This window comes from Streptomyces rimosus, assembly GCF_008704655.1.
GTDB classification, from domain to species: domain Bacteria; phylum Actinomycetota; class Actinomycetes; order Streptomycetales; family Streptomycetaceae; genus Streptomyces; species Streptomyces rimosus.
The window spans coordinates 7,806,051-7,827,425 of sequence record NZ_CP023688.1 but is presented as its reverse complement, the minus strand read 5'-3'; the positions used below and the strand labels follow the sequence as shown (position 1 = coordinate 7,827,425).

Sequence of the window (21,375 nt, the reverse complement as noted above, 5' to 3'; positions counted from 1 at the left end):
CCGCCGCACCTCGGTGCCCGGAGGGGGGCGGGTGAAACATCGGGGGGTGGCGGGGCGGACGGCGGGCTCGGGGGGCGGACGTCCGTAGGTTCAGGCCGCGACTGTACGTCCGTACCAGTTGGGGCCGCGGCCGTACGTCCGCACCGGTTCACCCCACGGCCGTACGGCTCCGCCCCCGCAGCCACCCGTGCACCGCCCAGGCGCACCCGGCGCCCACCGCGTACCAGAACAGATCCGGCGCGTTGAAGGTCGAGCCGAGTACCAGGCGCGCCACCACGCTGCGCCGGGACAGCTCCGCCGGTACGTCGCTGAGCTGCGCGAACTCCACGGCCCAGCTGATGGCCAGGGCCACACCGGCCGCGACCGGCGGCCGGACGCGCGGCGCGGCCAGCACCACCAGCGTCTGCACGAGCACGGTGTAGAGCGCGTCCCCCGCGTACTTGGCGACCTCGGGTCCCAGTCCCGTGCGGGCCGCCCCGGCCCGCACGCCGAGCCCTGCGGCGACGGCCAGCAGCGCCGCGACGCACGCCACCAGGCGCGTACGAGCCACGCCGTACCCCCGCATCCCCCCGTTCGTCACTCCGCCGAAGCCCCCGGCTTCCGACCGCGCGCCATCACGACGGCCAGCCCGGTGTCCGTGTCACGCCAGAAAGCCACCGCGTCCGCGATGACCTCCTCGGCGACACTCCAGTCATCTGGTGCGGCAGCCGCGTACCCCTGCCAGCCGCACACCACCAGCACCCGGCCGCGGTCCGCCGGACACCACGACAGGTCGGTCAGGCAGTCCGCCAGCGCGTCCCAGTTACGGCCGAACCAGTCGGGCAGCCGCAACGCCCGCGCGCAGCGGTCCATGAACTCCGCCTTGTCCGTGACGCCTTCGAGGTCGAGCAGCGCACCGCTCCACCCGGCCGCGCGCGCCGCGTCCAGCGCTTCCTGCGCGGGCCGGTCATGCGGCCAGGGCACCACCCCGGGGGGCGTACCGCCGTCGAGCACCGCCGCGAGCGGCCGGGGCACGGGAGCCGTCATCGGAGCACCGCCTTGAAAGTCCGGTAGTGGTCATCGGTGTAGTACGTCTCGTGGCTGTCGCCGGTCACGATCCGGCGCGCGCCACGGTCCTTCGAGCCCGGGGTGGGAACCGTGTATTCGTGGTAGTAGCCCCGCTTCTGCCGGGGCAGCAGCCGCTCGTTGTTGCCGAAGACCGTGCCGTCCTTCGGATACGGGAACGGGCCCTTCGCGTCGATCAGCCGCAGCGTCTCACGGGCCTGCGCGGGCAGCCGGCCGGCCGGTACGGTCGCCATGCCGCGCGCCCACTCCGGCGCGGTGGCGCTCCCCGAGGGCGCCCCGTGCGTGGGCTTCGCGCTCCCCTGCCCGCCACCGCCTCCGGAACAGCCGGACACCAACAGCAGAACGCAGGCCAGCAGCGCGGCGAGCACGCCGACGGCAGCACGGGGAGCGGAACGGATCACCATGCGCCGATGCTGTCACAGGGCGGCACGGGGTGCGCGCCCGCGTCCGCACAAGATCACGTCTCGCGTCCCTGCAAGATCAGCCAGTGGCCTCCCGCAGGGCTCACGAGCCGTCCGGGTCCGCCCGCTCCAGCGCCGGACGCGGGCCGGGGCCCGTCTCCAGCAGCAGATGATCGGCGGCGGCCGTGTCCGTCACCAGGCTCGTCACCAGCCCGGACCGCAGCACCGCGCCGATCGCCGCCGCCTTGCGTCGGCCGCCCGCGATCGCCACGACCTCGGGGATACGGCGCAGCCGGTCCGCCTCGACGGTGATGCACCGCTCGCCCAGGTCCCGCCCGATCCGGCGCCCCTCGGCGTCGAAGAGGTGCGCGGACATCTCGGCGGCGGCGCCCAGCGAGGCGTAGTGCTCCCGCTCCTGCTCCGTGAGCATGTCGTAGACGGTGGAGATGCCCGGCGCCCAGGAGCCGATGGAGACACAGGCGACGGTGACCTTGTCGAAGTACTCGAACGCGCGGGCGATGCCGGTCTGGCCGCGCAGGGCGGCGGCGGTCGCCGGATCGGGCAGCAGCATCGGCGCGTAGATGGGGTGCGCCTCGCCGCCCGAGACGTCGGCGGCGCGGCGGACCGCCTCGACCGACCCGCGGTCCGCGGTCCCGGCGTCGTACACGCCGGTCAGCTGCACGACCGTGCACGGCGGGAGGCGGTGCAGCGCGGCCGCCATGTGGATGGTGGACCGGCCCCAGGCGAGCCCGAGCACGTCCCCCTCCGTCACCAGTTCCCCCAGCAGGTCGGCCGCGACCTCGCCGAGGTTCTCCGGGTCCGGGGCGTCGTCGGCCGCGTCGGCGGGCGACTCCACCACGACCGCGTGCCGCAGGCCGTAGCGGGCCCGCAGCGCGTCGGACCGTTCGGCGTCCAGCTCCGCCGGGACGCGGATCTCGATCCGTACGAGGTCGCGCTCCAGCGCCGTCTCCAGCACCCGGGCGACCTTGAAGCGGCTGACGCCGAACTCCTCGGCGATCTGGATCTTGGACTTGCCCTCTAGGTAGAAGCGGCGGGCCATGGCCGCGGCCTGCACCAGCTCGGCGGGGCCCATTGCGGACTGCGGGCGGCTGGCAACCACGAGATTCTCCCCTTGTGCGCACCTGATCGAGTCTTTGCTCATCCTTGCAGAAACCCGAGGTGGTCGGGGACCATCACCGCCCTGGTCATCGTGAACGCTCGGTGGCGGTGACACCAAGAAACACCGGCGTGCGGGCCCGTGCGCGGGGCCGGTCACACCACGTGCGGCGCCGGTGCCCGCGGCCGGTCCGCGGGCACCCCTGCGTCGAAGGCGCTACGTCAGTGCGCGCAGGCCCAGCCGGCCCCGGCCGTCGCGGCCTCGGCCTGCGCGCGCAGCTCGCGCACCGCCTTGGCCGGGTCGTCCGCCCCGTACACCGCCGAACCCGCCACGAAGACGTCCGCGCCGGCCTCCGCACACCGCTCGATCGTGGACGCCGAGACCCCGCCGTCCACCTGGAGCCACATCTGCAGGCCGTGCTTGGAGATCAGCTCCCGGGTCCGGCGGATCTTCGGCAGCATGATGTCCAGGAACGCCTGCCCGCCGAAGCCCGGCTCCACGGTCATGATCAGCAGCATGTCCAGCTCGGGCAGCAGATCCTCGTACGGCTCGACCGGCGTGGCCGGCTTGAGCGCCATCGAGGCCCGCGCCCCCTTGGCCCGGATCTCCCGCGCCAGCCGTACGGGCGCGGCCGCCGCCTCCGCGTGAAAGGTCACCGACCCGGCACCCGCCTCGATGTACTGCGGCGCCCACCGGTCCGGGTCCTCGATCATCAGATGCAGATCGAGCGGGGTGTCCGTCGCCTTGCTCAGCGCCTCGACGACCGGAGCACCCAGCGTCAGATTCGGCACGAAGTGGTTGTCCATCACATCGACATGCAGCCAGTCGGCGCCCTCGACGGCCTTCGCCTCCTCGGCGAGCCGGGCGAAGTCTGCGGACAGGATGCTGGGGTTGATCAAGGCCATGCCTCCAGTATGTCCCCTTGCCGACGGGGGGACTAAGGGGGTGGGTGGGGCATACGGCCGTGGCCCGGCCCCCGCCGCCTCGACGCCCTACGCCGTCCGCCGCAACAGCGCCAAGTACATCGCGTCCGTACCGTGCAGATGCGGCCACAGCTGTACGTCCGGGCCGTCGCCCAGAGCGGGTACGCCGGGCAGCAGCGGGCGGGCGTCGATCCACTCCGCGGTCACGTCCGCGCCGCCCCGTGCCTTGAGGACGTCCTCCACCACGGCGCGCGTCTCGGCCAGGTGCGGTGAGCAGGTCGCGTAGCCGACCACGCCGCCGACGCGGACCGAGAGCAGGGCCTGGCGCAGGAGTTCGCGCTGGAGGGGGGCGAAGCCTTCCAGGTCCTCCGGGCGGCGGCGCCAGCGGGCCTCCGGGCGCCGCCGGAGGGCGCCGAGGCCGGTGCACGGGACGTCCATCAGGACGCGGTCGAAGGAGCCGGGGCGCCACGGCGGGCGGGTGCCGTCGGCCGCGATGACCTCGTACGGGCCGGGGTTGCCCGCCAGCGAACGCGCCACCAGGCGGGCACGGTGCGGCTGCTTCTCGGAGGCGAGCAGCCGGGCGCCGCGCTGCGCGGCGAGCGCGCCCAGCAGTGCGGCCTTGCCGCCCGGGCCGGCGCAGCCGTCGAGCCAGGTGCGGTCGGCGCCTTCGAGGGGAGCGTTGGCCAGGGCCACCGCGACGAGCTGGCTGCCCTCGTCCTGGACACCGGCCCGGCCCTCCCGTACGGCGTCCAGGGCGCCGGGCTCGCCGCCCTCGGCGAGCCGTACCGCGTACGGGGACCAGCGGCCGGGCAGGGCGCTCTCCTCCCCCACGGCCTCGATCAGTTCCTCGGGGGTGGACCGCCCGGGCCGGGCCACGAGCGTGACCTCGGGCCGCTCGTTGTCGGCCGCCAGCAGGTCCTCCAGGCCCGCGCGCCCGCCGCCGAGGGAGTCCCAGAGCGCCGAGACGACCCACCGGGGGTGCGCGTGCACGATCCCGAGATGCTCCTCGGGGTCGTCGTCGTACTCCGGCGCGACCCGCTCCAGCCACCCGTTCAGGTCATCCGCGGCGATCTTCCGCAGCACGGCGTTGACGAACTTCGCGCGCCCGTCGCCCAGCACCACGCGGGCCAGCTCGACGCTGGCGCTCACCGCGGCGTGTGTCGGGATGCGCGTGCCGAGCAGCTGGTGAGCGCCGAGCGAGAGCACGTCCAGCACCGGCGGGTCCACCTCGCGCAGCGGCCGGTCCACGCACCGCGCGATGATCGCGTCGTACGTGCCCTGCCACCGCAGCGTGCCGTACACCAGCTCGGTGGCCAGCGCCGCGTCCCGCCCGTCGAAGTCCCCGGTCTCCCGTGCCTTGCGCAGCATCGGCGGGAGCACCAGGTTCGCGTACGCGTCCCGCTCGTCGACGGCCCGCAGCGCCTCGAAGGCGAGTATCCGAACCGGGTCCTTACGGGGGCGGCGATAGGGCTTGCTGGGACGACGCGACTGGCCACTCACGGGAAATGTGCTCCGCTGCTGTACGGGAAGAAGTTCGGGCCCAAGCCTACGTGGCGGAGAGGAGGGGGTGGGGGTGCTGGGCCTGTGACCGGCCGCGACGGCCTCGGGGCCTGGGGACGTGACCTGGGTGCCCGGGTCCGAGCCCCGCGTTCCGGGGCCGAGCCCGGGAGCCCTGAGGCCGAGCCCTGGGGCCCTGGGTTCCTGGGTTCCTGGGTTCCTGGGACCGAGCCCTGGGGCCCTGGAGCCGAGCCCTCAGTCCCCCAACCGCTCCGCGTCCCCGATCCGCACCCCGCGGGCCCAGTCCGCGCCGCGCATCGGCTTCTTGCCCTGCGGCTGGACCCACAGCAGTTCCACCGCGTGGCTGCCCGTACCGGCGTACACCGCCTTCTTGGTGACGGCGAGTTCGCCGGGCGCCAGGTCCGTACGGTCGGCCACCAGACCCACCGACATCAGCTTCAGCCGCTCGCCGCGGAACAGCGTCCACGCGCCGGGCGCGGGCGCGCACCCGCGCACGACCCGGTCCACCCGCAGGGCGGGCGCCGTCCAGTCCACCTTCGCGTCCTCGACCTCCAGTTTCGGCGCGAGGGTGATGCCTTCGCCCGGCTGCGGCACCGGCTGCAGCGTGCCGTCCTCGATGCCGTCCATGGTGGTGGCCAGCAGCCCCGCCCCGGCGAGGGCCAGCCGGGTCAGCAGGTCGCCGCTGGTGTCGGTCGGCCGTACCTCCTCCGTGATCACCCCGAACACCGGCCCGGAGTCCAGCCCTTCCTCGATCTGGAACGTGGAGGCGCCGGTCACCTCGTCACCGGCCAGCACCGCGTGCTGCACCGGCGCCGCGCCACGCCACGCGGGCAGCAGCGAGAAGTGCAGGTTGACCCAGCCGTGCGCGGGGATGTCCAGGGCCGCCTTGGGCAGCAGCGCCCCGTAGGCGACGACCGGGCAGCAGTCCGGCGCGATCTCCCGCAGCCGGGCGAGGAAGTCCTCGTCGCGCGGCTTGGCGGGCTTGAGCACCTCGATGCCGGCCTCCTCGGCGCGCTCGGCGACCGGGCTGGCGACCAGCCGGCGGCCGCGGCCGGCGGGGGCGTCGGGCCGGGTGACGACGGCGACGACCTCGTGCCGGTCCGAGGCGATCAGGGCATCCAGGGCGGGTACGGCGACCTCGGGGGTGCCGGCGAAGACGAGCCTCATGGGTGGCGTACTACCTCTCACACGCTGCGGAACGGCGCACCAGTCTATGGGCCACCCCTTCGAGGGGGCGCGCGAACAGACGCGCGCCCCACATTGGAGCCCGTACGCCCCCATACCGTGACCAGAGCCACTGCTGTTGCGTTGGTCAAGCAGCATTGACCGAGCCGGGCCGCCCTCGCGGCCCGCTCGTTTACCTGCTTGTCACGTTCCTCTGCACATCCAACGCCGGTTCGAGAGGCTTGTTCATGGCCGACCACGCAACCCACGACGCCCAGGCGCGCGCCAGCCTGCACCTACTGGTACGGGACATCGAGCGGGTCCGCCGTCAGGTGGACGCCCTGCGCACCCTGACCGCTCAGCTCGGCAACGTCTACCGGCCGCGGCGCACCGGCCCGTCCGCGGGCTTCGTCGTCTACGGGCGCGCCCCCGCCCCGACCGTACGTCTCGCCCAGGAACTGCGCGACAGCGTCGAAACCCTCGTCACGGCGGCGGTGGACTTCGACCGCTCGCTGGGCTTCTCCTGGGATGCGGTGGGATCGGCCCTCGGCGTCACGAAACAAGCCGTGCACCGCCGTTACGGCGCCCGCCGCTCCACGGCCCAGCCCGGCTCCGAGAACAGCGAGGCCGTCCGAACGGCCGAACCGTCCGGCGCCCGCAGCCTGGCCGTCTCCCCCGGCCTGCCGGCCGCGCCGTCGGTGCCCGCCGCCCGTACGCTCCCGGGCCAGTCCCCGGTCCCGTCCCGCGAAGAGGCCCGCCCCGGCGCCTTCCCCGGCCCCCGCAACGGCTGACCACCCCCACACCCCGCCCCGGCTCCTCCCCCGGGGCGGCTTTTCCTCATCTGCGCTTTCGCCTTTGCCTTGCAGCCCGGCAGGCTTTACCCGGGGCCCGAGCCGCCACTAGAGCCCCGGGCCCCAGCCGAGCTCCTCGGACCCGGGCCCAGGATTGCCGGGCTCCCCCAGACTCCCCGGGTCCCAGCCGAACTCCTCTGACCCGGACCCAGGCTCCCGCACTCTCCCCTCCGCTCCCCCAAGCTTCCCGGCCCCTCCTCCGAACCCCCCAGCCCCTCACCCAAGGTCCGGCGGATCCACCCGCACCCAAACCGCCTCCCCCTCCCGCTTGACCAGCCGCGCAGCCTGCGCCGTCTTGAGCGCCGCCGCCAGCGCGGCACCCTGGCCGGGGCGTACTCGTACCAGCGCCCGGTCCCATTCCTCCCCGGGCGGCGGGTCCCCCGGCCGGCGCGGGCGTCCCGCGTCGGGCGCCGGTACGGGTACGGGTCCCAGCACCTCGGCGCCCTCCGGGAGCGCGGCCGCGGCCAGCATTTCGGCCACGTCCTCGGGGCGGCCGGTCACCGACGCCATCCGGGACACCGGCGGAAAGCCCAGCTCGGCGCGTTCCGCCAGCTCGCGGACCGCGTGCCCGGCGGGGTCCCACCGCACCAGCGCCTGTACGGGGCGCAGCGTCGCCTCCGCGATGACCGCGACCGTGCCGCCCTCGGCGTGGCCCCGTACCAGCGCCGCGGCCTGGAGCCAGCGCCGCAGCGCCTCCTCCCCGGCCCGCAGGTCGGGGCGGCTGAGCAGCGCCCAGCCGTCCAGCAGCAGCGCGGCGGCGTACCCGCCCTCGGCGACCGGCTCCGCGCCCGGCGTACTCACCACCAGGGACGGCACGCCGGGCACCGTGTCCAGCACATGATCGCGCCCCGACGTCCGCACCGGCACGGCCGGAAACGCCCGCCCCAGCTCCTCCGCCGTCCGCCGCGCGCCCACGATCCGGGCCCGCAGCCGCGTGCCCCCGCACTCCCCGCAGTGCCAGTCGCCCTCCTCGCGCCCGCACCAGCCGCACCGCAGCTCGCCCGCGTCGCGCGCCTCCAGCGGACCCGCGCACGCCCGGCACCGCGCCGGCTCCCGGCAGCGCTCACACGCCAGGCGCGGTACGTAACCCCGTCGCGGCACCTGAACCAGCACCGGCCCGTGCTTGAGTCCCTCGCGCACCACCTGCCACGCCAGCGTCGGCAGCCGCGCGGCCCGCGCCGCCGCGTCCCGGGCCTCGTCGGCGTCACCGACCGTACGGACCAGCGGCGCCGCGGCGCGCACCTGCTCACGGTCGGCCGTCAGCGGACGCGCCCAGCCCGTCTCCACCAGCTGCGCCGCCTCGACCGTGCAGCTCAGGCCGCCCAGCAGGAATCCGGCCCGCTCGGTCACGGCCCGCTGCAGCAGCACTTCACGGGCATGAGGGTGCGGCGCGCGCTGATCACTGTGACTGCCGTCCCCGTCGTCCCAGATGACCGCCAGCCCCAGGTCCCGCACCGGCGCGAACATCGCCGCCCGCGTCCCGATCACCGCCCGCACCGCGCCGCGGCTGACCGCCAGCCACCGCCGGTACCGCTCCTCGGGCCCGGCGTCCGCGCTCAGCACCACATGCCGCCCGGCCCCGACCAGCTCCTCCAGCGCAGCGTCCACCCGCGCGGCGGCGCGCCCGTCCGGCAGGACGGCCAGCGCCCCGCGCCCGGACGCCATCACAGCGGCCATCGCCCGCGCCAGCTCCTGCGGCCACTGCGGCCCCGGCAACGCCGTCCACACGGCCCGCGGCGACTCCCCCCGCCCCAACGCCTCCAGGAAGCCGGGACCCGCCGCATATCTTCCCCAACTCCCCACGTCGGGCATCGCGTTCGGCGGCAACGGCGCCCCGGAATCCTTCCCCTCCACCTTCGCCCGCCGCGGCGGCACCGCCAGCTGCACCACATCCGCGAGCGTGCCCGCATACCGGTCGGCAACGGCCCGGCACAGCCCCAGCAGCTCCGGCGTCAGCACCCGCTCGGGCGACAGCACCTGCGCGATCGGCGCGAGCACCCCACGGAACTCGCTCTCCGCCACCCGCTCCACCACGAACCCGTTGACCAGCTTCCCCCCTTCCCGCCGGCCCCCCTTCTCCCCGGCCCCGAACCGCACCCGCACCCGCACCCCGGGCTGCGCCTCAGCGTCCATGGCCGCCGGCACCGCGTAATCGAAATACCGGTCCAGATGCACCAGCCCCTTGTCCACCAGCACCCGAGCCACCGGCAACTCCTCCGCCAACTCGGCCCCCCGCCAAGTCCGCGGCCGCGCCCGCTCCCCCTTCCGCCCCCGCACCACCTCCCGAATCAACGCAAGCTGCTCCGCGCCCGCGCTGTGGTCATCGTCTTTCCTGGTCACGGGTTCAGGTTTAGCAGATGGGGGTGACAGCGGCGCCGGGGCCGGGGCCCGTTCCATGGTCTCGACAGCCGTCGCCCCATCCGGTTCGCTCCCAGGTGGAAACGGGAAACAGCCCTTTTCGCCTTGTTCCGCCGTGCCGCCTGCCGCACGCTGACACGCAACGCTCGCCGGCTGCCCGGACGGACAGTTACGGAGGATCGCATGCTTCCGCAGCAGCCCCACGCGTTCGGACCGGAACTCCGCAGACGCCGCCTGGCAGCGGATCTCTCACTGGACCAGCTGGGCCGACGGGTCCACTACAGCAAAGGGCAGCTGAGCAAGGTGGAACGGGGCCTGAAACTCCCGACTCCGCAGCTCGCCCGGCTCTGCGACGAAGAACTCGGTGCACGAGGGGCGCTGGCCGGCCTGGTGCCGGCGCCCGCACCGGCACAGGGCATTACGCCGACGAGTCACGAAGGTGAGGTATGGCTGATGCACTTGGACAAGGACGGGTCGGGATCGTTCCAGCCGGTGGGCCGCCGGCGCGTGATCAGCGCCGGAGCGGCCTCGGTCCTGGGGATCGGGGTGGGCGGCATGAACGTCACCACCGGTACCGGGGCCTCGACGCTGGTCGACGCTTCACGGGCGCTGTTCGGCCAGTACCGGCGGCTCGGACAGGTCTCGGGCCCCGGCGCGTTATTACCGCAGCTGATCTCCCAGACCCACAGCCTGCAACAACTGGCCGCCCGCAGCGGCACCCGCACCCGTCAGGCACTTCTGGTACTCGCGTCCCGGTTCGCCGAGTACACGGGCTGGATGGCCCAGGAATCGGGGAACGACGATGCCGCACTGTGGTGGACCGACCGCGCCGTGGAACTCGCGGAGGCGGGCAACGACGACAGCCTGGCCGCGTACGCGCTGGCCCGCCGTTCGCTGATCAGCCTCTTCCGGGGAGATACGGACCGCGCCGTCGACCTGGCCACACACGCGCTCGACAGCCAGGCCCCGCCACGGATCAAGGGCCTGGCCGCACAGAAGCTGGCCCAGTGCCAAGCCGTCAAGGGCGACTACGACGCCTGCATGCGCAGTCTCGACCGGTCCCGGAACCTCCTCGCACTCGAACGCCGCGACCCGCACGAACCCGTCATCGGCGCCTCCCACCTGCCCGACGTGGTGGCGATGTTCACCGGCTGGTGCCTCTACGAACTGGGACGGCCGCGGCAGGCCGCGGAAATCCTCGGCAGGGAGACCGCGCGGCTGCCCGGTCACGCACTGCGCACCCGCTCGCGCTACGAACTCCGGCGCGCCCTCGCGCACGCCGCCGCGGGCGAGATCGAACTCGCCTGTGAAGTGACCCGAGGTCTGCTCCCCACCATCAGCCTCGTCCAGTCCGCGACGATCACCGCCGACCTGCGACGGCTGGCCCGCACATTGGGGCGCCACCCCCGCAACGCATCCGTACGGGAACTCAGCCCGGAACTCTCCACGACGCTGGCCGCGGCCCCCCGGTAGGAACCGCCCGCCGCGCCGCGGCCTGCCACACGTCCCCCAGCTCATCCACCTGCAACTCAGGAAGGTCACTCAGCCATGCCCGAAATCTTCATCAACTACCGCACCGGCGACGGCAAGGACACCGCACAACGGCTCAAGGAGGCGCTGTCCGACCGCTTCGGGAAAGACAGCACCTTCCTCGCCGGGGCATCGATCCCTCTCGGCGCGCGCTACGAACGTGACATCATCAACGCCGTCCGGCGCAGCTGCGTCCTCCTCGCTCTCATAGGCGAACGCTGGCTGGACGCCCCCGACCGGCAACGTCCGGACCGGCGGGCGCTGGACAACGAGGACGACTGGGTACGCCGTGAGATCGAGGAGGCACTCACCTGCGGGATCCTGGTCGTGCCGCTGCTGCTGGGCCGGCGTGTGGAACAACTCGACCCCAAGTCACTGCCGCCCTCCCTCGCCGAGCTCGCGGAGTGCCAGTACGAGCGGCTGTGGCTGCGGGACGGCGGTGAGCGGGAGATCGCGCGGCTCGGTGACCGGCTCGTCGCGCAGGTACCCGAGCTGGCGCCGCTGGACACGGCAGCGCCGTCCACGGAGCGCGCCGGCCAGGAATCGCCCCACGAGCCCGTCCCGTCGGTGCGCAACGAGGGACAGCGTGGCGGCATCGGAAACCTTCGCGGCACCGTCGGCACCTTCGTCAACGAGTCCAACGCGCCGATGCACACCGGGTCCGGCGACCAGATCGGCACCGGCGGAACAAAGATCAACGGCGACGGAACGACACAGGTCTCCACTGACTACGCACACATGCCGATCAGCCACCGGTTCGGTCCGTCTCCCCGCCGCCGGGACGGCGAGCGATGACCGAGCGCGTCGCAGGCCATTTCGGCTCCTACGTCCACCAGGCACACGCCCCGCTGAACTCCGGGGACGGCCCCCAGTACAACTTCTACGTTCACGAAGCCGTTTCACGCCTGGCCGCACGGGTGCGGACATCCCTCGCCATCGCGGAGGACGACCGCCGCTGGCTCTACCAACGATTCGTCTATCCGTCTGGATTCCGCCGGGCGCGGAGCCTGTTGCACGACCACGGCACCGTCCTGATAGCCGGGCAGCCCGGCAGCGGCCGGCGGGCCGCCGCGCTGATGCTGCTGCACGAACTCTCCGAGGGCGCGGGCAACTTCCACGAGCTTCCCGACACCCAGGACGACACCACGGACCGGGCTCTCGACACCGCGCTGATCGGCGAGCGCGACCGGATGCTGCTGGATCTGTCGAGCAGCGACGCCGAGCGCTACAACGCCGTACAGGCCGAGCTCTCCGACTTCCGGTCCGTGGTCGCGACCCGCTCGGCACGGCTCGTCGTCGTCCTGCCCCAGCAATTCGACCACCTGCAACGCCAGGACCTGCACTGGCTCACGGCCGAGATCGAACGCCCGAATGGCGGCAGGCTGCTGATGCGGTACCTCCGCCGGGACGGCATCCACCCGGACCCCGCCGACCTCGCCACCCCGCAGTTGACCCAGTACACGGCAGACGCCACGATGGAGGACCTCGCCAAACTCGCCGGTCAGATCCGCCGCGCCCGAGACGCGGATGGCGCGGCCGGCGATTTCCGCCGCTGGTGCGACCGGGCGATGGCCGAGCGGGCCGACAGCCGCAAGCCCCGGGTCGCCGACTTCATGGCCCAACTCACCGGCCGCCAACGCGCCCTCGCCCTCTCCCTGGCGATGTTCCACGGTCGCGACCCCGCCATCGTGCTACGGGCGGCCAACACCCTGCAGGACATCCTCGGCCATCCCGGTGACGACCGCCCCCGCCTCGACCACACCGACCTCGCGGCCGAGTTCAAGGCCGTCGAAGCCGGTACGGGCAAGGACGGCGGTGTCCGGTTCCGCGTCCTGGGATACGACGCGGCGATCCGCGCTCACTTCTGGACGTACTTCTCGGACCTTCGCCAGCAGTTCCGCGACTGGGTGCGTGACTGTGTCGCCTGGCACGAGCTGCCCCAGGAGACCCGGAAGGAGCTGATCGGCTGGTTCGCGGAACAGTGTCTGGCCAGTGGGCGCCCCCAGGATCTGTGGTGGCTGGCCGAGCAGTGGGCCGGGCGCCACGCCGGACGGCTGCTCGCCGACATCTCCCAAGCGCTGACGGAGGGCCTGAATCACGACGGCTTCGGCCGCGCGTTCCGCCAGCGGATCTACGAGTGGTCTCTTGTGGCGGGCCTGCCGAGGGACCTGCGCCAAGCGCTCGTCGTGGTCTGTTCCCAGGTCATGGCCGTGCGGCACCCGGACCAGGCGTTGGTACGGCTGCATCACCTGGCGCGGGCGTCCGGCTCCGGCGACGACCAGGCGTTCGAAGCGCTGCTCGGCCTCGCGCGCAAGGGCGGCCGGCTCTTCCGGATGCTGCTGGGCCGACTGCAGCCGGAACGGTGGCCGACCGACGCGGCGCTCCTGCTGGCCATGGCCGCGGTGGCTGTCCGCACCCGCGGTCTGTTCCGCAGTACGGCGGTCCGGGAACGGCTGACTGCCGGCTGGGCCGCCGTGTTGCGCCATCGTCCGTACGAGGAGTGGCGCGAGCCTCTGGCGGACTGGCTGACGGCGGCGCTGGCCACCGGGCCGCACCTGGAATCACTGCTCGATGTCGTGGTGGACGCCGCCGCCCGGGCTCCGGGCGTCCTCGCCCGCCTGCACACCGTCGCCCGCGACTGGGTTCCGGCCGTGCCCGCCGAGGCGGTGGAGCGCCGGACGCTGTTCGCGGCGCTCGAGTGCCGGATCGACGCCGCGCACGGTATCGAGCCGCCCGTTCCCAGCCTGTGACCCGCTCCCGGAGATCGTCATGAGTTCTGGCCACAAGACCGCCACGGTCTTCCTCACCGTCATCTGCGCTCTGCTCCTGGTCATCGCCGGGCTTAGCCTGCAATGGCCCGTCTGGGCCTGGTCCGCGTCGGCGGCCGTCCTGGTCACCGGCTCGGCCGCGGCCTTCTGGTCCGATTCCCGGCGCCGGCCCTCCGGGCCGTGGGAGTATCCCGCTCACCCGGATCTCCCGGTACCGCCCGTCGAGCGCTGGGAGAGGACCGTGGCGGGGGTGGCGCTCCCCAGCTCCGTACCGGACTACGACTTCCTGTTCTCCGCCACGATCCGCTGGCGTCCGCTCGCCGCCGCGGTGGACGCCCCTCGCGTGAACGCGGGCGGGCTGGCGGTCGACGCCGTCCTCGCCCGGGCGCGAGCCGTCACCGCACGGCAGAATCCGCACCACAGCACGTTGGCCCAGCACCAGCTCGACGGGGCGCTGGGCACCATGGAGCCCGACGTGACGGACCGGGTCGAGGCGATGGCCGAGAACGTCACGCTCCAGCTGTCCGACGCGGACCGGGAACGTCTCACCAAGCTCTCGACGGTCCGCAAGGACGAGGACGTCTGGGAGCACGAACGCAACTACGAACGCAGCAAGCGCACGTATCTGGGCAACGAGGTACTGAAAGACACCGGCAGTGCCGTGGTCTGGTGGATGGCCAAGCACGACGACCGGATCGAGAAGACCGTGGACCTCATAGGTCCGTTGGCGCAACTGTCCTCTGCCGCCAACAACCAGGAGGTGCCGGAGCTGTTCCGGCACCTGGTCGCGCGCCCCGACGCGCCCGGAGAGCGGGTGAACGGGGAGTCGGTGAACGGCAGCACCGCACCGCACGGCGCGTACTTCTCGTCGTTCGCCGCCCCGGACGGGCAGCCGTTCCGGGACGGTGACGGTGAGCGGGAACCGGAGGAGCCGGACGTCCCCACGGTGCTGGGGTCGTTCATGGATGACGCCGGGCTGGCCCGTGACGAGTACGTACGGGCTCTGTTCGCCCGTCGGATCGCGGACTGCCTGGCCGCCGAGGGGTGCGAGGAAGCGGCGTCGGCCATCCGCCGGCGGTTCGACTCCCCCGGGACCGCAGGAGACGAATCCGCCGGAGACTCCGACGAGGAGGCGCCGGGCGAAGCAGGCGGAGCCGGTTACGGGACGTCCGAGGGCGGGTGACGCCCCGGAGTGTGTGGGGGACGCGCTCGCGCGTCGTGCACGCAAACGCCCCGGCCCCGCCCCGCCGAAGCGGGCCGGGGCCGGGGCCTTCAAGCGCAGCGCAGGACTACAGCCCCGCAGCCTTCTTCAGCGCCTCCACCCTATCCGTCCGCTCCCAGGTGAAGTCCTCCAGCTCGCGGCCGAAGTGGCCGTAGGCGGCGGTCTGGGAGTAGATGGGGCGGAGGAGGTCGAGGTCGCGGATGATGGCGGCCGGGCGGAGGTCGAAGACCTCGGTGATGGCGGTTTCGATCTTGTCGACGTCGACCGTGGCAGTGCCGAAGGTCTCGACGAACAGGCCGACCGGCTCGGCCTTGCCGATGGCGTAGGCGACCTGGACCTCGCAGCGGGCGGCCAGCCCGGCCGCTACGACGTTCTTGGCGACCCAGCGCATGGCGTAGGCGGCGGAGCGGTCGACCTTGGACGGGTCCTTGCCGGAGAAGGCGCCGCCGCCGTGGCGGGACATGCCGCCGTAGGTGTCGATGATGATCTTGCGGCCGGTCAGACCGGCGTCGCCCATCGGGCCGCCGATCTCGAAGCGGCCGGTGGGGTTGACCAGCAGGCGGTAGCCGTCGGTGTCCAGCTTGATGCCGTCCTCGACGAGCTGGTTGAGGACGTGCTCGACGACGAACTCGCGGATGTCCGGGGCGAGCAGGGAGTCGAGGTCGATGTCCGAGGCGTGCTGCGAGGAGACCACGACGGTGTCGAGGCGGACGGCCTTGTGGCCGTCGTACTCGATGGTGACCTGGGTCTTGCCGTCGGGGCGCAGGTAGGGGATGGTGCCGTTCTTGCGGACCTCGGACAGGCGCCGGGACAGGCGGTGCGCGAGGTGGATCGGGAGCGGCATCAGCTCCGGGGTCTCGTCGCAGGCGTAGCCGAACATCAGGCCCTGGTCGCCCGCGCCCTGCTTGTCCAGCTCGTCCTCATCGCCCTCGACGCGCTTCTCGTAGGCGGTGTCGACGCCCTGGGCGATGTCCGGGGACTGCGCGCCGATGGAGACCGAGACGCCGCAGGAGGCACCGTCGAAGCCCTTCTTCGACGAGTCGTAGCCGATCTCGAGGACCTTGTTGCGTACGAGGTTGGGGATGTCGGCGTACGCCTTCGTCGTCACCTCGCCGGCCACGTGGACCAGGCCGGTGGTGATCAACGTCTCGACGGCGACCCGGGAGGCCGGGTCCTCCTTCAGGAGGGCGTCGAGGATGGTGTCGCTGATCTGGTCAGCGATCTTGTCGGGGTGACCCTCGGTCACGGACTCCGAGGTGAACAGGCGGCGGGACACATCGCTCCCTGGGGTTGCAGCGGCTGCTGGCTGATCATTGGCGGAAGGGCCGAGAGCTGCGCTCGGCACGATCCGCGGCCAGTTTATCGGTCATGAGAGGCGTTCGGGCACGCAGTCTCGATTTATGGACCCGCCGTGACCTGGGACACCGCGCCGGAGAGAGGAAGATCTCGTTCCGGCGGAGACCGGGGCGGCGGGTTCCGATCATGAGGTAGGAGGGGTGGAAGAGGGCTGCGGGGTGGGCAGGCGGGGGGTCACGAGGTCCCAGACCGTGTCGGCGAGGGCCTCCTTCGGTCCGTACGGTACGGGCGTCTCGGCGCCGTCGGCGGCCAGGATCACCGCCTCGTTCTCCGCCGAGCCGAACGCCTTGTGGTCGCCGACCTCGTTGACGACCAGCAGATCACAACCCTTTCGAGTGAGTTTCGAGCGTCCGTTGGCGAGGACGTCGTCGGTCTCGGCGGCGAAGCCGACGATCACCTGGCCGGGGCGGGGGCGGTCGGCGGAGATCTCGGCGAGGATGTCCGGATTACGGACGAGGGCGACCGGCTCGGGCTCCTGGCCGTCCTTCTTCTTGATCTTTCCGGTGGCGTAGGCGGCGGGCCGGAAGTCGGCCACGGCGGCCGCCATGACCACCGCGTCGGCGTCCGCCGCCGCCTTCAGCACGGCCTCGCGCAGTTGGACGGCCGTACCGATGTGCACCACGTCCACCCCGGCCGGATCGGGCAGCTCGCTGTTGCCGGCGACGAGGGTGACGCGGGCGCCGCGGGCCACGGCGGTGCGGGCGAGCGCGTACCCCTGTTTGCCGGAGGAGCGGTTGCCCAGGAAGCGGACCGGGTCCAGGGGCTCGCGGGTGCCGCCGGCGCTGATGACGACGTGCCGGCCCGCGAGGTCCTGCGTCAGGCCGAGCGGGCCGCGGGCCAGGACGCGGCGGCAGGTCTCGAAGATCTCGGCGGGGTCGGGGAAGCGGCCCTTGCCGGTGTCCACGCCGGTCAGCCGCCCGACGGCGGGCTCGATGACGAGGGCGCCGCGGCGGCGCAGCGTGGCGACGTTCTCCTGGGTGGCCGGGTGCTCCCACATCTCGGTGTGCATCGCCGGGGCGAAGATCACCGGGCAGCGCGCGGTGAGGAGGGTGTTGGTCAGCAGGTCGTCGGCCAGGCCGTGGGCGGCCTTGGCGAGCATGTCGGCCGTACAGGGGGCCACCACGACCAGGTCGGCGGACTGGCCGATGCGGACGTGCGGGACCTCGTGGACCGACTCCCACACCTCGGTGGAGGCCGGGTTGCCGGACAGTGCGGCCCAGGTGGCCTCGCCGATGAAGTGCAGGGACGCCGCGGTCGGCACCACCCGGACGTCGTGCCCCGACTCGGTGAGGCGGCGCAGCAGCTCGCACGCCTTGTACGCGGCGATGCCGCCGCTGACCCCGAGGACGACCCGGGGGCGGCGCGCGGGACCGTTCCCCTCCATCGCCTCGGGCCCGTCCCCCGCCATCCCGGCCGAAGCTCCGCCCGCCGCCTCGACTCCATCCGCCCGCTGCGGCTGTGTCGGCTTGCCCATCGCGTTCTCTCCCCACTCCGTGGGTTCCGCCCCAGGTGGGGTGCGGACCCCGGTCGGCCAGGTCGGCCCGGTCGTTACTCCCCCATGACACACCAAGGGCCCGGCAGCGGCGCTGCCGGGCCCTTGGTCAAGGCGCCGTGCCGGGGTCCTCCAGACGCCGGGGCGCCCGGATGCTCACTGAGCCGGGCCCTCGACGGCCTCGGAGGTCAGCAGACCCGCGTTGATCTCGCGGAGCGCGATCGACAGGGGCTTCTCGTGGACGTGGGTGTCGACCAGCGGGCCGACGTACTCCAGCAGGCCCTCGCCGAGCTGCGAGTAGTACGCGTTGATCTGACGGGCGCGCTTGGCGGCGTAGATCACGAGGCTGTACTTCGAGTCGGTGGCCTCGAGAAGCTCATCAATCGGCGGGTTGATGATGCCCTCGGGCGCGGTGATGGAAGAGGACACTCTCTGCCTTCCGAAGGGGGGTGTAAACAGGTGTAAAGATCAAAGAACCTTCATCAAGGCTAGCAGCTCACGGCTGACGTCCTCGACGGAGGTGTTGACCAGGGTCTCGTCGAACTCGGGCTCGGCGGCCAGCTCGACCTTTGCGGCCGCCAGGCGGCGCTCGATGACCTCGGGCGCCTCGGTGCCGCGGCCGGTGAGCCGGCGGACCAGCTCGTCCCAGCTCGGCGGGGCCAGGAAGACCAGCTGGGCCTCCTTCATGGACTCGCGGACCTGCCGGGCCCCCTGGAGGTCGATCTCCAGCAGGACCGGCTCCCCGGCCTCCAGACGGTCCTGGACGGCCTTGCGGGGGGTGCCGTAGCGGTTGCCCGCGAATTCGGCCCATTCCAGCAGTTCGCCGTTGGCGACGAGCTTGTCGAATTCCTCGTCGTCCACGAAGAAGTACTGGACGCCGTGCCGCTCCCCGGGGCGCGGCTTGCGCGTGGTGGCCGACACCGAGAGCCAGACCTCGGGGTGGACCTTGCGCATATGGGCGACGACCGTGCTCTTGCCGACCCCGGAGGGGCCGGAGAGCACGGTCAGCCGCGGACGGGCGTCCGGGGATACGGGGGACGTCCCCCGGGGTGTTGCAGCCATGCGGCGATTATTCCAGTTCCCCGGCGCTGCCAGGAAACTCAGCCGGCTTTCTCGCCGAACTCGCGCTCCAGGGCGGCGATCTGGTTCGTGCCCAGGCCGCGGACCCGGCGGCTCTCGGAGATACCCAGCCTCTCCATGAGCTGCTTGGCGCGGACCTTGCCGACGCCGGGCAGGGACTCAAGGAGGGCGGAGACCTTCATCTTGCCGATGACGTCGTTCTCCTGGCCCTGCTTGATGACGTCATGAAGGGAGGCGCCGGAATTTTTGAGCCGATTCTTGACCTCGGCGCGCTCCCGGCGAGCCGCGGCGGCCTTCTCGAGCGCGGCTGCGCGCTGTTCAGGGGTAAGGGGCGGAAGAGCCACGCCTACGTCACCTCGGATGTCGAACTGTCGGATACGGACCGGTGTGGAACCTAGTCGCCCCGCACCTGCGGAGCAACGAGCAACGCGCTTACGTGCACTGCTCTCGTCGGAGACTAGCGGCCAAGGCGCTCGGAGTCAGCGAGAACAGACGAAAAGTCCTGGTCAGACTCAGCTGACCAGGACATTTCGGGACTAAAGTCCCCGTCGTTCGACCGCTGTCCGCACCTCGTCGGCACATCGGAGGGCGGCCTCGCGAAGTGCGGCGACGTCCGGACCGTGCCGCAGCACCCCCCGGCTGACGCTCGGCACGACGTTGCGGACGGCGTCCCCGAAGACCCGCGGGAGGTCCGCTGGGGTCGCGCCCTGGGCTCCGATGCCGGGCGCGAGCAGCGGCCCGCCGGTCGCCAGGTCGTACGCGGACAGGTCGCCGAGCGTGGCGCCGACGACGGCCCCGTACGAGCCCAGCTCACCGCGGGCGGCGGCGTCGGCGTTCGCGTCCTTCAGGTGGCCCAGTACGGTCGCGGCGACGGTGCGGCCGTCGGCCCGTACCGCGTGCTGGACCTCCTGACCCTCGGGGTTCGAGGTCAGCGCGAGGGCGAACAGGCCGCAGCCGTTCGCCGCGGCCAGATCGACGGCCGGGGCGAGCGACCCGAAGCCCAGGTACGGGCTGACCGTGACCGCGTCCGAGAACAGCGGCGAGGCCGGGTGCAGGTAGGTGGCGGCGTACGCGGCCATGGTGGAGCCGATGTCGCCGCGCTTGGCGTCCATCAGGACCAGGGCACCGGCCTCCCGGGCCGCCGCGACGGTCTCCTCCAGGACGGCGATGCCGCGCGAGCCGAAGCGCTCGAAGAAGGCGGACTGCGGCTTGAGGACGGCGACACGGTCGGCCAGCGCCTCGACGACGGTCCGGGAGAAGGCCGCCAGGCCCGCCACGTCGTCGCTCAGGCCCCAGTCGGCCAGCAGTGAGGCGTGCGGGTCGATGCCGACGCAGAGCGGGCCACGGGCGTCCATGGCGGCCCTCAGACGGGCACCGAAGGGGGTCGGGGCCGTCATGCGGTCACCTTCTTGTGCTCGGCGCCGACCGCGTCGGCGAGGGTGGCGTACGGGCTGTTGCGCAGGCGCGCGGCGAGGCCCTTGTGGATGGCGCGGGCGTAGAACGGGCCCTCGTAGATGAAGGCGCTGTAGCCCTGCACCAGGGTGGCGCCGGCGAGAATGCGCTGCCAGGCGTCCTCGGCGGTCGCGATGCCGCCGACGCCGATCAGGGTGACCCGGTCGCCGACGCGGGCGTACAGGCGCCGCAGCACCTCCAGGGAGCGTTCCTTGACCGGGGCGCCGGACAGGCCGCCGGTCTCCTGGACCAGGGCCGGGTCGGAGACCAGGCCGAGGCTGTCGCGGGCGATGGTGGTGTTGGTGGCGATGATGCCGTCCAGACCCAGTTCCACGGCGAGGTCGGCGACCGCGTCCACGTCCTCGTCGGCGAGGTCCGGTGCGATCTTGACCAGCAGCGGGACGCGCCGCCCGGTGACGGTGCGGTCGGCCGCCTCGCGGACCGCGCTGAGCAGCGGGCGCAGGTGGTCGACGGCCTGGAGGTTGCGCAGGCCGGGGGTGTTCGGCGAGGAGACGTTGACGACCAGGTAGTCGGCGTGTCCGGCGAGCCGCTCCGTGGAGGCCACGTAGTCGGCGATCGCCTCGTCCTCGGGGACGACCTTGGTCTTGCCGATGTTGACGCCCAGCGTCGTACGGAAGACCGGGTTGCGGGCGGCCAGGCGGGCCGCCACGGCCGCCGAACCGTCGTTGTTGAAGCCCATGCGGTTGATGAGCGCGCGGTCCGGTACGAGGCGGAACAGGCGCTTCTTGGGGTTGCCGGGCTGCGGCTCGGCGGTGACCGTACCGATCTCGACGTGGTCGAAGCCGAGCATGGCCATGCCGTCGATGGCGACGGCGTTCTTGTCGAAGCCGGCGGCCAGTCCGAAGGGGCCGTGCATGCGGCGGCCCAGGGCCTCGACGCGCAGCTCCTTGTAGCGGGGGGCCAGGACGGCCGCGGCGAAGGTGCGCAGCACCGGGATGCGCGCGGCCAGCCGGATCCAGCGGAAGGCCAGGTGGTGGGCCTTCTCGGGGTCCATGCGGCGGAAGATCAGGTTGAAGAAGAGGGAGTACACGAGCGGGCGGGGCCTTCCGCGGGTCGA

At 72.7% G+C, this 21,375-nt stretch carries 20 protein-coding genes; 5 read left to right on the top strand and 15 right to left on the bottom strand.

Translation table 11 applies throughout. The features are described 5' to 3' along the window. Nucleotides 1–148: 148 nt before the first annotated feature. The 7 genes from CP984_RS34310 to fmt form a co-directional block, all read right to left on the bottom strand. Nucleotides 149–565, bottom strand: coding sequence for a ribosomal maturation YjgA family protein (locus tag CP984_RS34310; protein WP_003982700.1), 417 nt, complete (start codon nucleotides 563–565; stop codon nucleotides 149–151). 11 nt (nucleotides 566–576) lie between these two features. Next, the gene (locus CP984_RS34305; RefSeq protein WP_003982701.1) at nucleotides 577–1,026 is read right to left on the bottom strand and encodes a barstar family protein; all 450 of its coding nucleotides are present in this window, start codon (nucleotides 1,024–1,026) and stop codon (nucleotides 577–579) included. Then, nucleotides 1,023–1,469, bottom strand: a complete 447-nt coding sequence (locus CP984_RS34300) for a ribonuclease domain-containing protein (RefSeq protein ID WP_003982702.1) — start codon at nucleotides 1,467–1,469, stop codon at nucleotides 1,023–1,025. Before CP984_RS34300 ends, CP984_RS34305 begins: the two co-directional genes overlap by 4 nt. Nucleotides 1,470–1,569: 100 nt before the next feature. Continuing rightward, nucleotides 1,570–2,559 (bottom strand): sugar-binding transcriptional regulator, encoded by a 990-nt coding sequence (locus CP984_RS34295; RefSeq protein WP_003982703.1) that lies wholly within the window; start codon nucleotides 2,557–2,559, stop codon nucleotides 1,570–1,572. Between the two features lie 245 nt (nucleotides 2,560–2,804). Continuing rightward, nucleotides 2,805–3,488 (bottom strand): ribulose-phosphate 3-epimerase, encoded by a 684-nt coding sequence (gene rpe, locus CP984_RS34290; RefSeq protein WP_003982704.1) that lies wholly within the window; start codon nucleotides 3,486–3,488, stop codon nucleotides 2,805–2,807. A gap of 87 nt (nucleotides 3,489–3,575) precedes the next feature. Continuing rightward, nucleotides 3,576–5,006, bottom strand: a complete 1,431-nt coding sequence (locus CP984_RS34285; protein ID WP_003982705.1) for an RsmB/NOP family class I SAM-dependent RNA methyltransferase — start codon at nucleotides 5,004–5,006, stop codon at nucleotides 3,576–3,578. Nucleotides 5,007–5,258: 252 nt separating this feature from the next. After that, nucleotides 5,259–6,191 carry a methionyl-tRNA formyltransferase gene (gene fmt, locus CP984_RS34280; protein WP_003982706.1) on the bottom strand — a complete coding sequence of 311 codons (933 nt, stop codon included), beginning with the start codon at nucleotides 6,189–6,191 and terminating at the stop codon, nucleotides 5,259–5,261. A 245-nt stretch (nucleotides 6,192–6,436) separates the two neighbouring features. Here fmt and CP984_RS34275 point away from each other — a divergent pair, with 245 nt between their 5' ends. Then, the gene (locus CP984_RS34275) at nucleotides 6,437–6,979 is read left to right on the top strand and encodes a hypothetical protein (RefSeq protein ID WP_003982707.1); all 543 of its coding nucleotides are present in this window, start codon (nucleotides 6,437–6,439) and stop codon (nucleotides 6,977–6,979) included. A 276-nt stretch (nucleotides 6,980–7,255) separates the two neighbouring features. Here the strand turns inward: CP984_RS34275 and CP984_RS34270 are convergent, their stop codons facing one another. After that, nucleotides 7,256–9,436, bottom strand: coding sequence for a primosomal protein N' (locus CP984_RS34270; RefSeq protein ID WP_086026243.1), 2,181 nt, complete (start codon nucleotides 9,434–9,436; stop codon nucleotides 7,256–7,258). Nucleotides 9,437–9,580: 144 nt separating this feature from the next. On the opposite strand from CP984_RS34270, the gene CP984_RS34265 reads away from it, so the two are divergent. From CP984_RS34265 to CP984_RS34250, 4 genes are all read left to right on the top strand, one after another. Continuing rightward, complete coding sequence (locus CP984_RS34265) at nucleotides 9,581–10,870, top strand: helix-turn-helix domain-containing protein (protein WP_003982709.1); 1,290 nt, start codon at nucleotides 9,581–9,583, stop codon at nucleotides 10,868–10,870. A gap of 75 nt (nucleotides 10,871–10,945) precedes the next feature. Continuing rightward, nucleotides 10,946–11,722: a toll/interleukin-1 receptor domain-containing protein gene (locus tag CP984_RS34260; RefSeq protein WP_003982710.1), complete on the top strand. Its 777-nt coding sequence runs from the start codon at nucleotides 10,946–10,948 to the stop codon at nucleotides 11,720–11,722. Next, a complete protein-coding gene (locus tag CP984_RS34255) occupies nucleotides 11,719–13,677 on the top strand; it encodes an nSTAND3 domain-containing NTPase (RefSeq protein WP_003982711.1) in 1,959 nt (652 codons plus the stop codon). The genes CP984_RS34260 and CP984_RS34255 overlap by 4 nt, the downstream gene beginning before the upstream one ends. Nucleotides 13,678–13,696: 19 nt before the next feature. After that, complete coding sequence (locus CP984_RS34250; RefSeq protein WP_003982712.1) at nucleotides 13,697–14,878, top strand: hypothetical protein; 1,182 nt, start codon at nucleotides 13,697–13,699, stop codon at nucleotides 14,876–14,878. Nucleotides 14,879–14,984: 106 nt separating this feature from the next. On the opposite strand, the gene metK is transcribed toward CP984_RS34250, so the two are convergent. From metK to CP984_RS34215, 7 genes are all read right to left on the bottom strand, one after another. Continuing rightward, nucleotides 14,985–16,193 carry a methionine adenosyltransferase gene (gene metK, locus CP984_RS34245; protein WP_003982713.1) on the bottom strand — a complete coding sequence of 403 codons (1,209 nt, stop codon included), beginning with the start codon at nucleotides 16,191–16,193 and terminating at the stop codon, nucleotides 14,985–14,987. 204 nt (nucleotides 16,194–16,397) lie between these two features. Continuing rightward, a complete protein-coding gene (gene coaBC, locus CP984_RS34240) occupies nucleotides 16,398–17,681 on the bottom strand; it encodes a bifunctional phosphopantothenoylcysteine decarboxylase/phosphopantothenate--cysteine ligase CoaBC (protein ID WP_003982714.1) in 1,284 nt (427 codons plus the stop codon). Nucleotides 17,682–17,921: 240 nt separating this feature from the next. Beyond that, nucleotides 17,922–18,194 (bottom strand): DNA-directed RNA polymerase subunit omega, encoded by a 273-nt coding sequence (gene rpoZ, locus CP984_RS34235; RefSeq protein ID WP_003982715.1) that lies wholly within the window; start codon nucleotides 18,192–18,194, stop codon nucleotides 17,922–17,924. 39 nt (nucleotides 18,195–18,233) lie between these two features. Further along, nucleotides 18,234–18,827, bottom strand: coding sequence for a guanylate kinase (gmk, locus tag CP984_RS34230; RefSeq protein ID WP_043978020.1), 594 nt, complete (start codon nucleotides 18,825–18,827; stop codon nucleotides 18,234–18,236). A 38-nt stretch (nucleotides 18,828–18,865) separates the two neighbouring features. After that, nucleotides 18,866–19,189, bottom strand: coding sequence for an integration host factor (locus CP984_RS34225; protein WP_003982717.1), 324 nt, complete (start codon nucleotides 19,187–19,189; stop codon nucleotides 18,866–18,868). A 192-nt stretch (nucleotides 19,190–19,381) separates the two neighbouring features. Next, the gene (gene pyrF, locus CP984_RS34220; protein ID WP_003982718.1) at nucleotides 19,382–20,242 is read right to left on the bottom strand and encodes an orotidine-5'-phosphate decarboxylase; all 861 of its coding nucleotides are present in this window, start codon (nucleotides 20,240–20,242) and stop codon (nucleotides 19,382–19,384) included. Beyond that, entirely contained in the window at nucleotides 20,239–21,348 is a 1,110-nt protein-coding gene (locus CP984_RS34215) for a quinone-dependent dihydroorotate dehydrogenase (RefSeq protein ID WP_003982719.1), read from the bottom strand. The genes pyrF and CP984_RS34215 overlap by 4 nt, the downstream gene beginning before the upstream one ends. Nucleotides 21,349–21,375 lie beyond the last annotated feature (27 nt).

Excerpts from the sequence above, each read along its gene's own strand:
- CP984_RS34310 (WP_003982700.1), bottom strand. The coding sequence starts at position 565 with ATGCGGGGGTACGGCGTGGCTCGTACGCGCCTGGTGGCGTGCGTCGCG.
- CP984_RS34305 (WP_003982701.1), bottom strand. The coding sequence starts at position 1,026 with ATGACGGCTCCCGTGCCCCGGCCGCTCGCGGCGGTGCTCGACGGCGGT.
- CP984_RS34300 (WP_003982702.1), bottom strand. The coding sequence starts at position 1,469 with ATGGTGATCCGTTCCGCTCCCCGTGCTGCCGTCGGCGTGCTCGCCGCG.
- CP984_RS34295 (WP_003982703.1), bottom strand. The coding sequence starts at position 2,559 with ATGGGCCCCGCCGAGCTGGTGCAGGCCGCGGCCATGGCCCGCCGCTTC.
- rpe (WP_003982704.1), bottom strand. The coding sequence starts at position 3,488 with ATGGCCTTGATCAACCCCAGCATCCTGTCCGCAGACTTCGCCCGGCTC.
- fmt (WP_003982706.1), bottom strand. The coding sequence starts at position 6,191 with ATGAGGCTCGTCTTCGCCGGCACCCCCGAGGTCGCCGTACCCGCCCTG.
- CP984_RS34275 (WP_003982707.1), top strand. The coding sequence starts at position 6,437 with ATGGCCGACCACGCAACCCACGACGCCCAGGCGCGCGCCAGCCTGCAC.
- CP984_RS34270 (WP_086026243.1), bottom strand. The coding sequence starts at position 9,436 with ATGGAACGGGCCCCGGCCCCGGCGCCGCTGTCACCCCCATCTGCTAAA.
- CP984_RS34265 (WP_003982709.1), top strand. The coding sequence starts at position 9,581 with ATGCTTCCGCAGCAGCCCCACGCGTTCGGACCGGAACTCCGCAGACGC.
- CP984_RS34260 (WP_003982710.1), top strand. The coding sequence starts at position 10,946 with ATGCCCGAAATCTTCATCAACTACCGCACCGGCGACGGCAAGGACACC.
- CP984_RS34255 (WP_003982711.1), top strand. The coding sequence starts at position 11,719 with ATGACCGAGCGCGTCGCAGGCCATTTCGGCTCCTACGTCCACCAGGCA.
- CP984_RS34250 (WP_003982712.1), top strand. The coding sequence starts at position 13,697 with ATGAGTTCTGGCCACAAGACCGCCACGGTCTTCCTCACCGTCATCTGC.
- coaBC (WP_003982714.1), bottom strand. The coding sequence starts at position 17,681 with ATGGCGGGGGACGGGCCCGAGGCGATGGAGGGGAACGGTCCCGCGCGC.
- gmk (WP_043978020.1), bottom strand. The coding sequence starts at position 18,827 with ATGGCTGCAACACCCCGGGGGACGTCCCCCGTATCCCCGGACGCCCGT.
- pyrF (WP_003982718.1), bottom strand. The coding sequence starts at position 20,242 with ATGACGGCCCCGACCCCCTTCGGTGCCCGTCTGAGGGCCGCCATGGAC.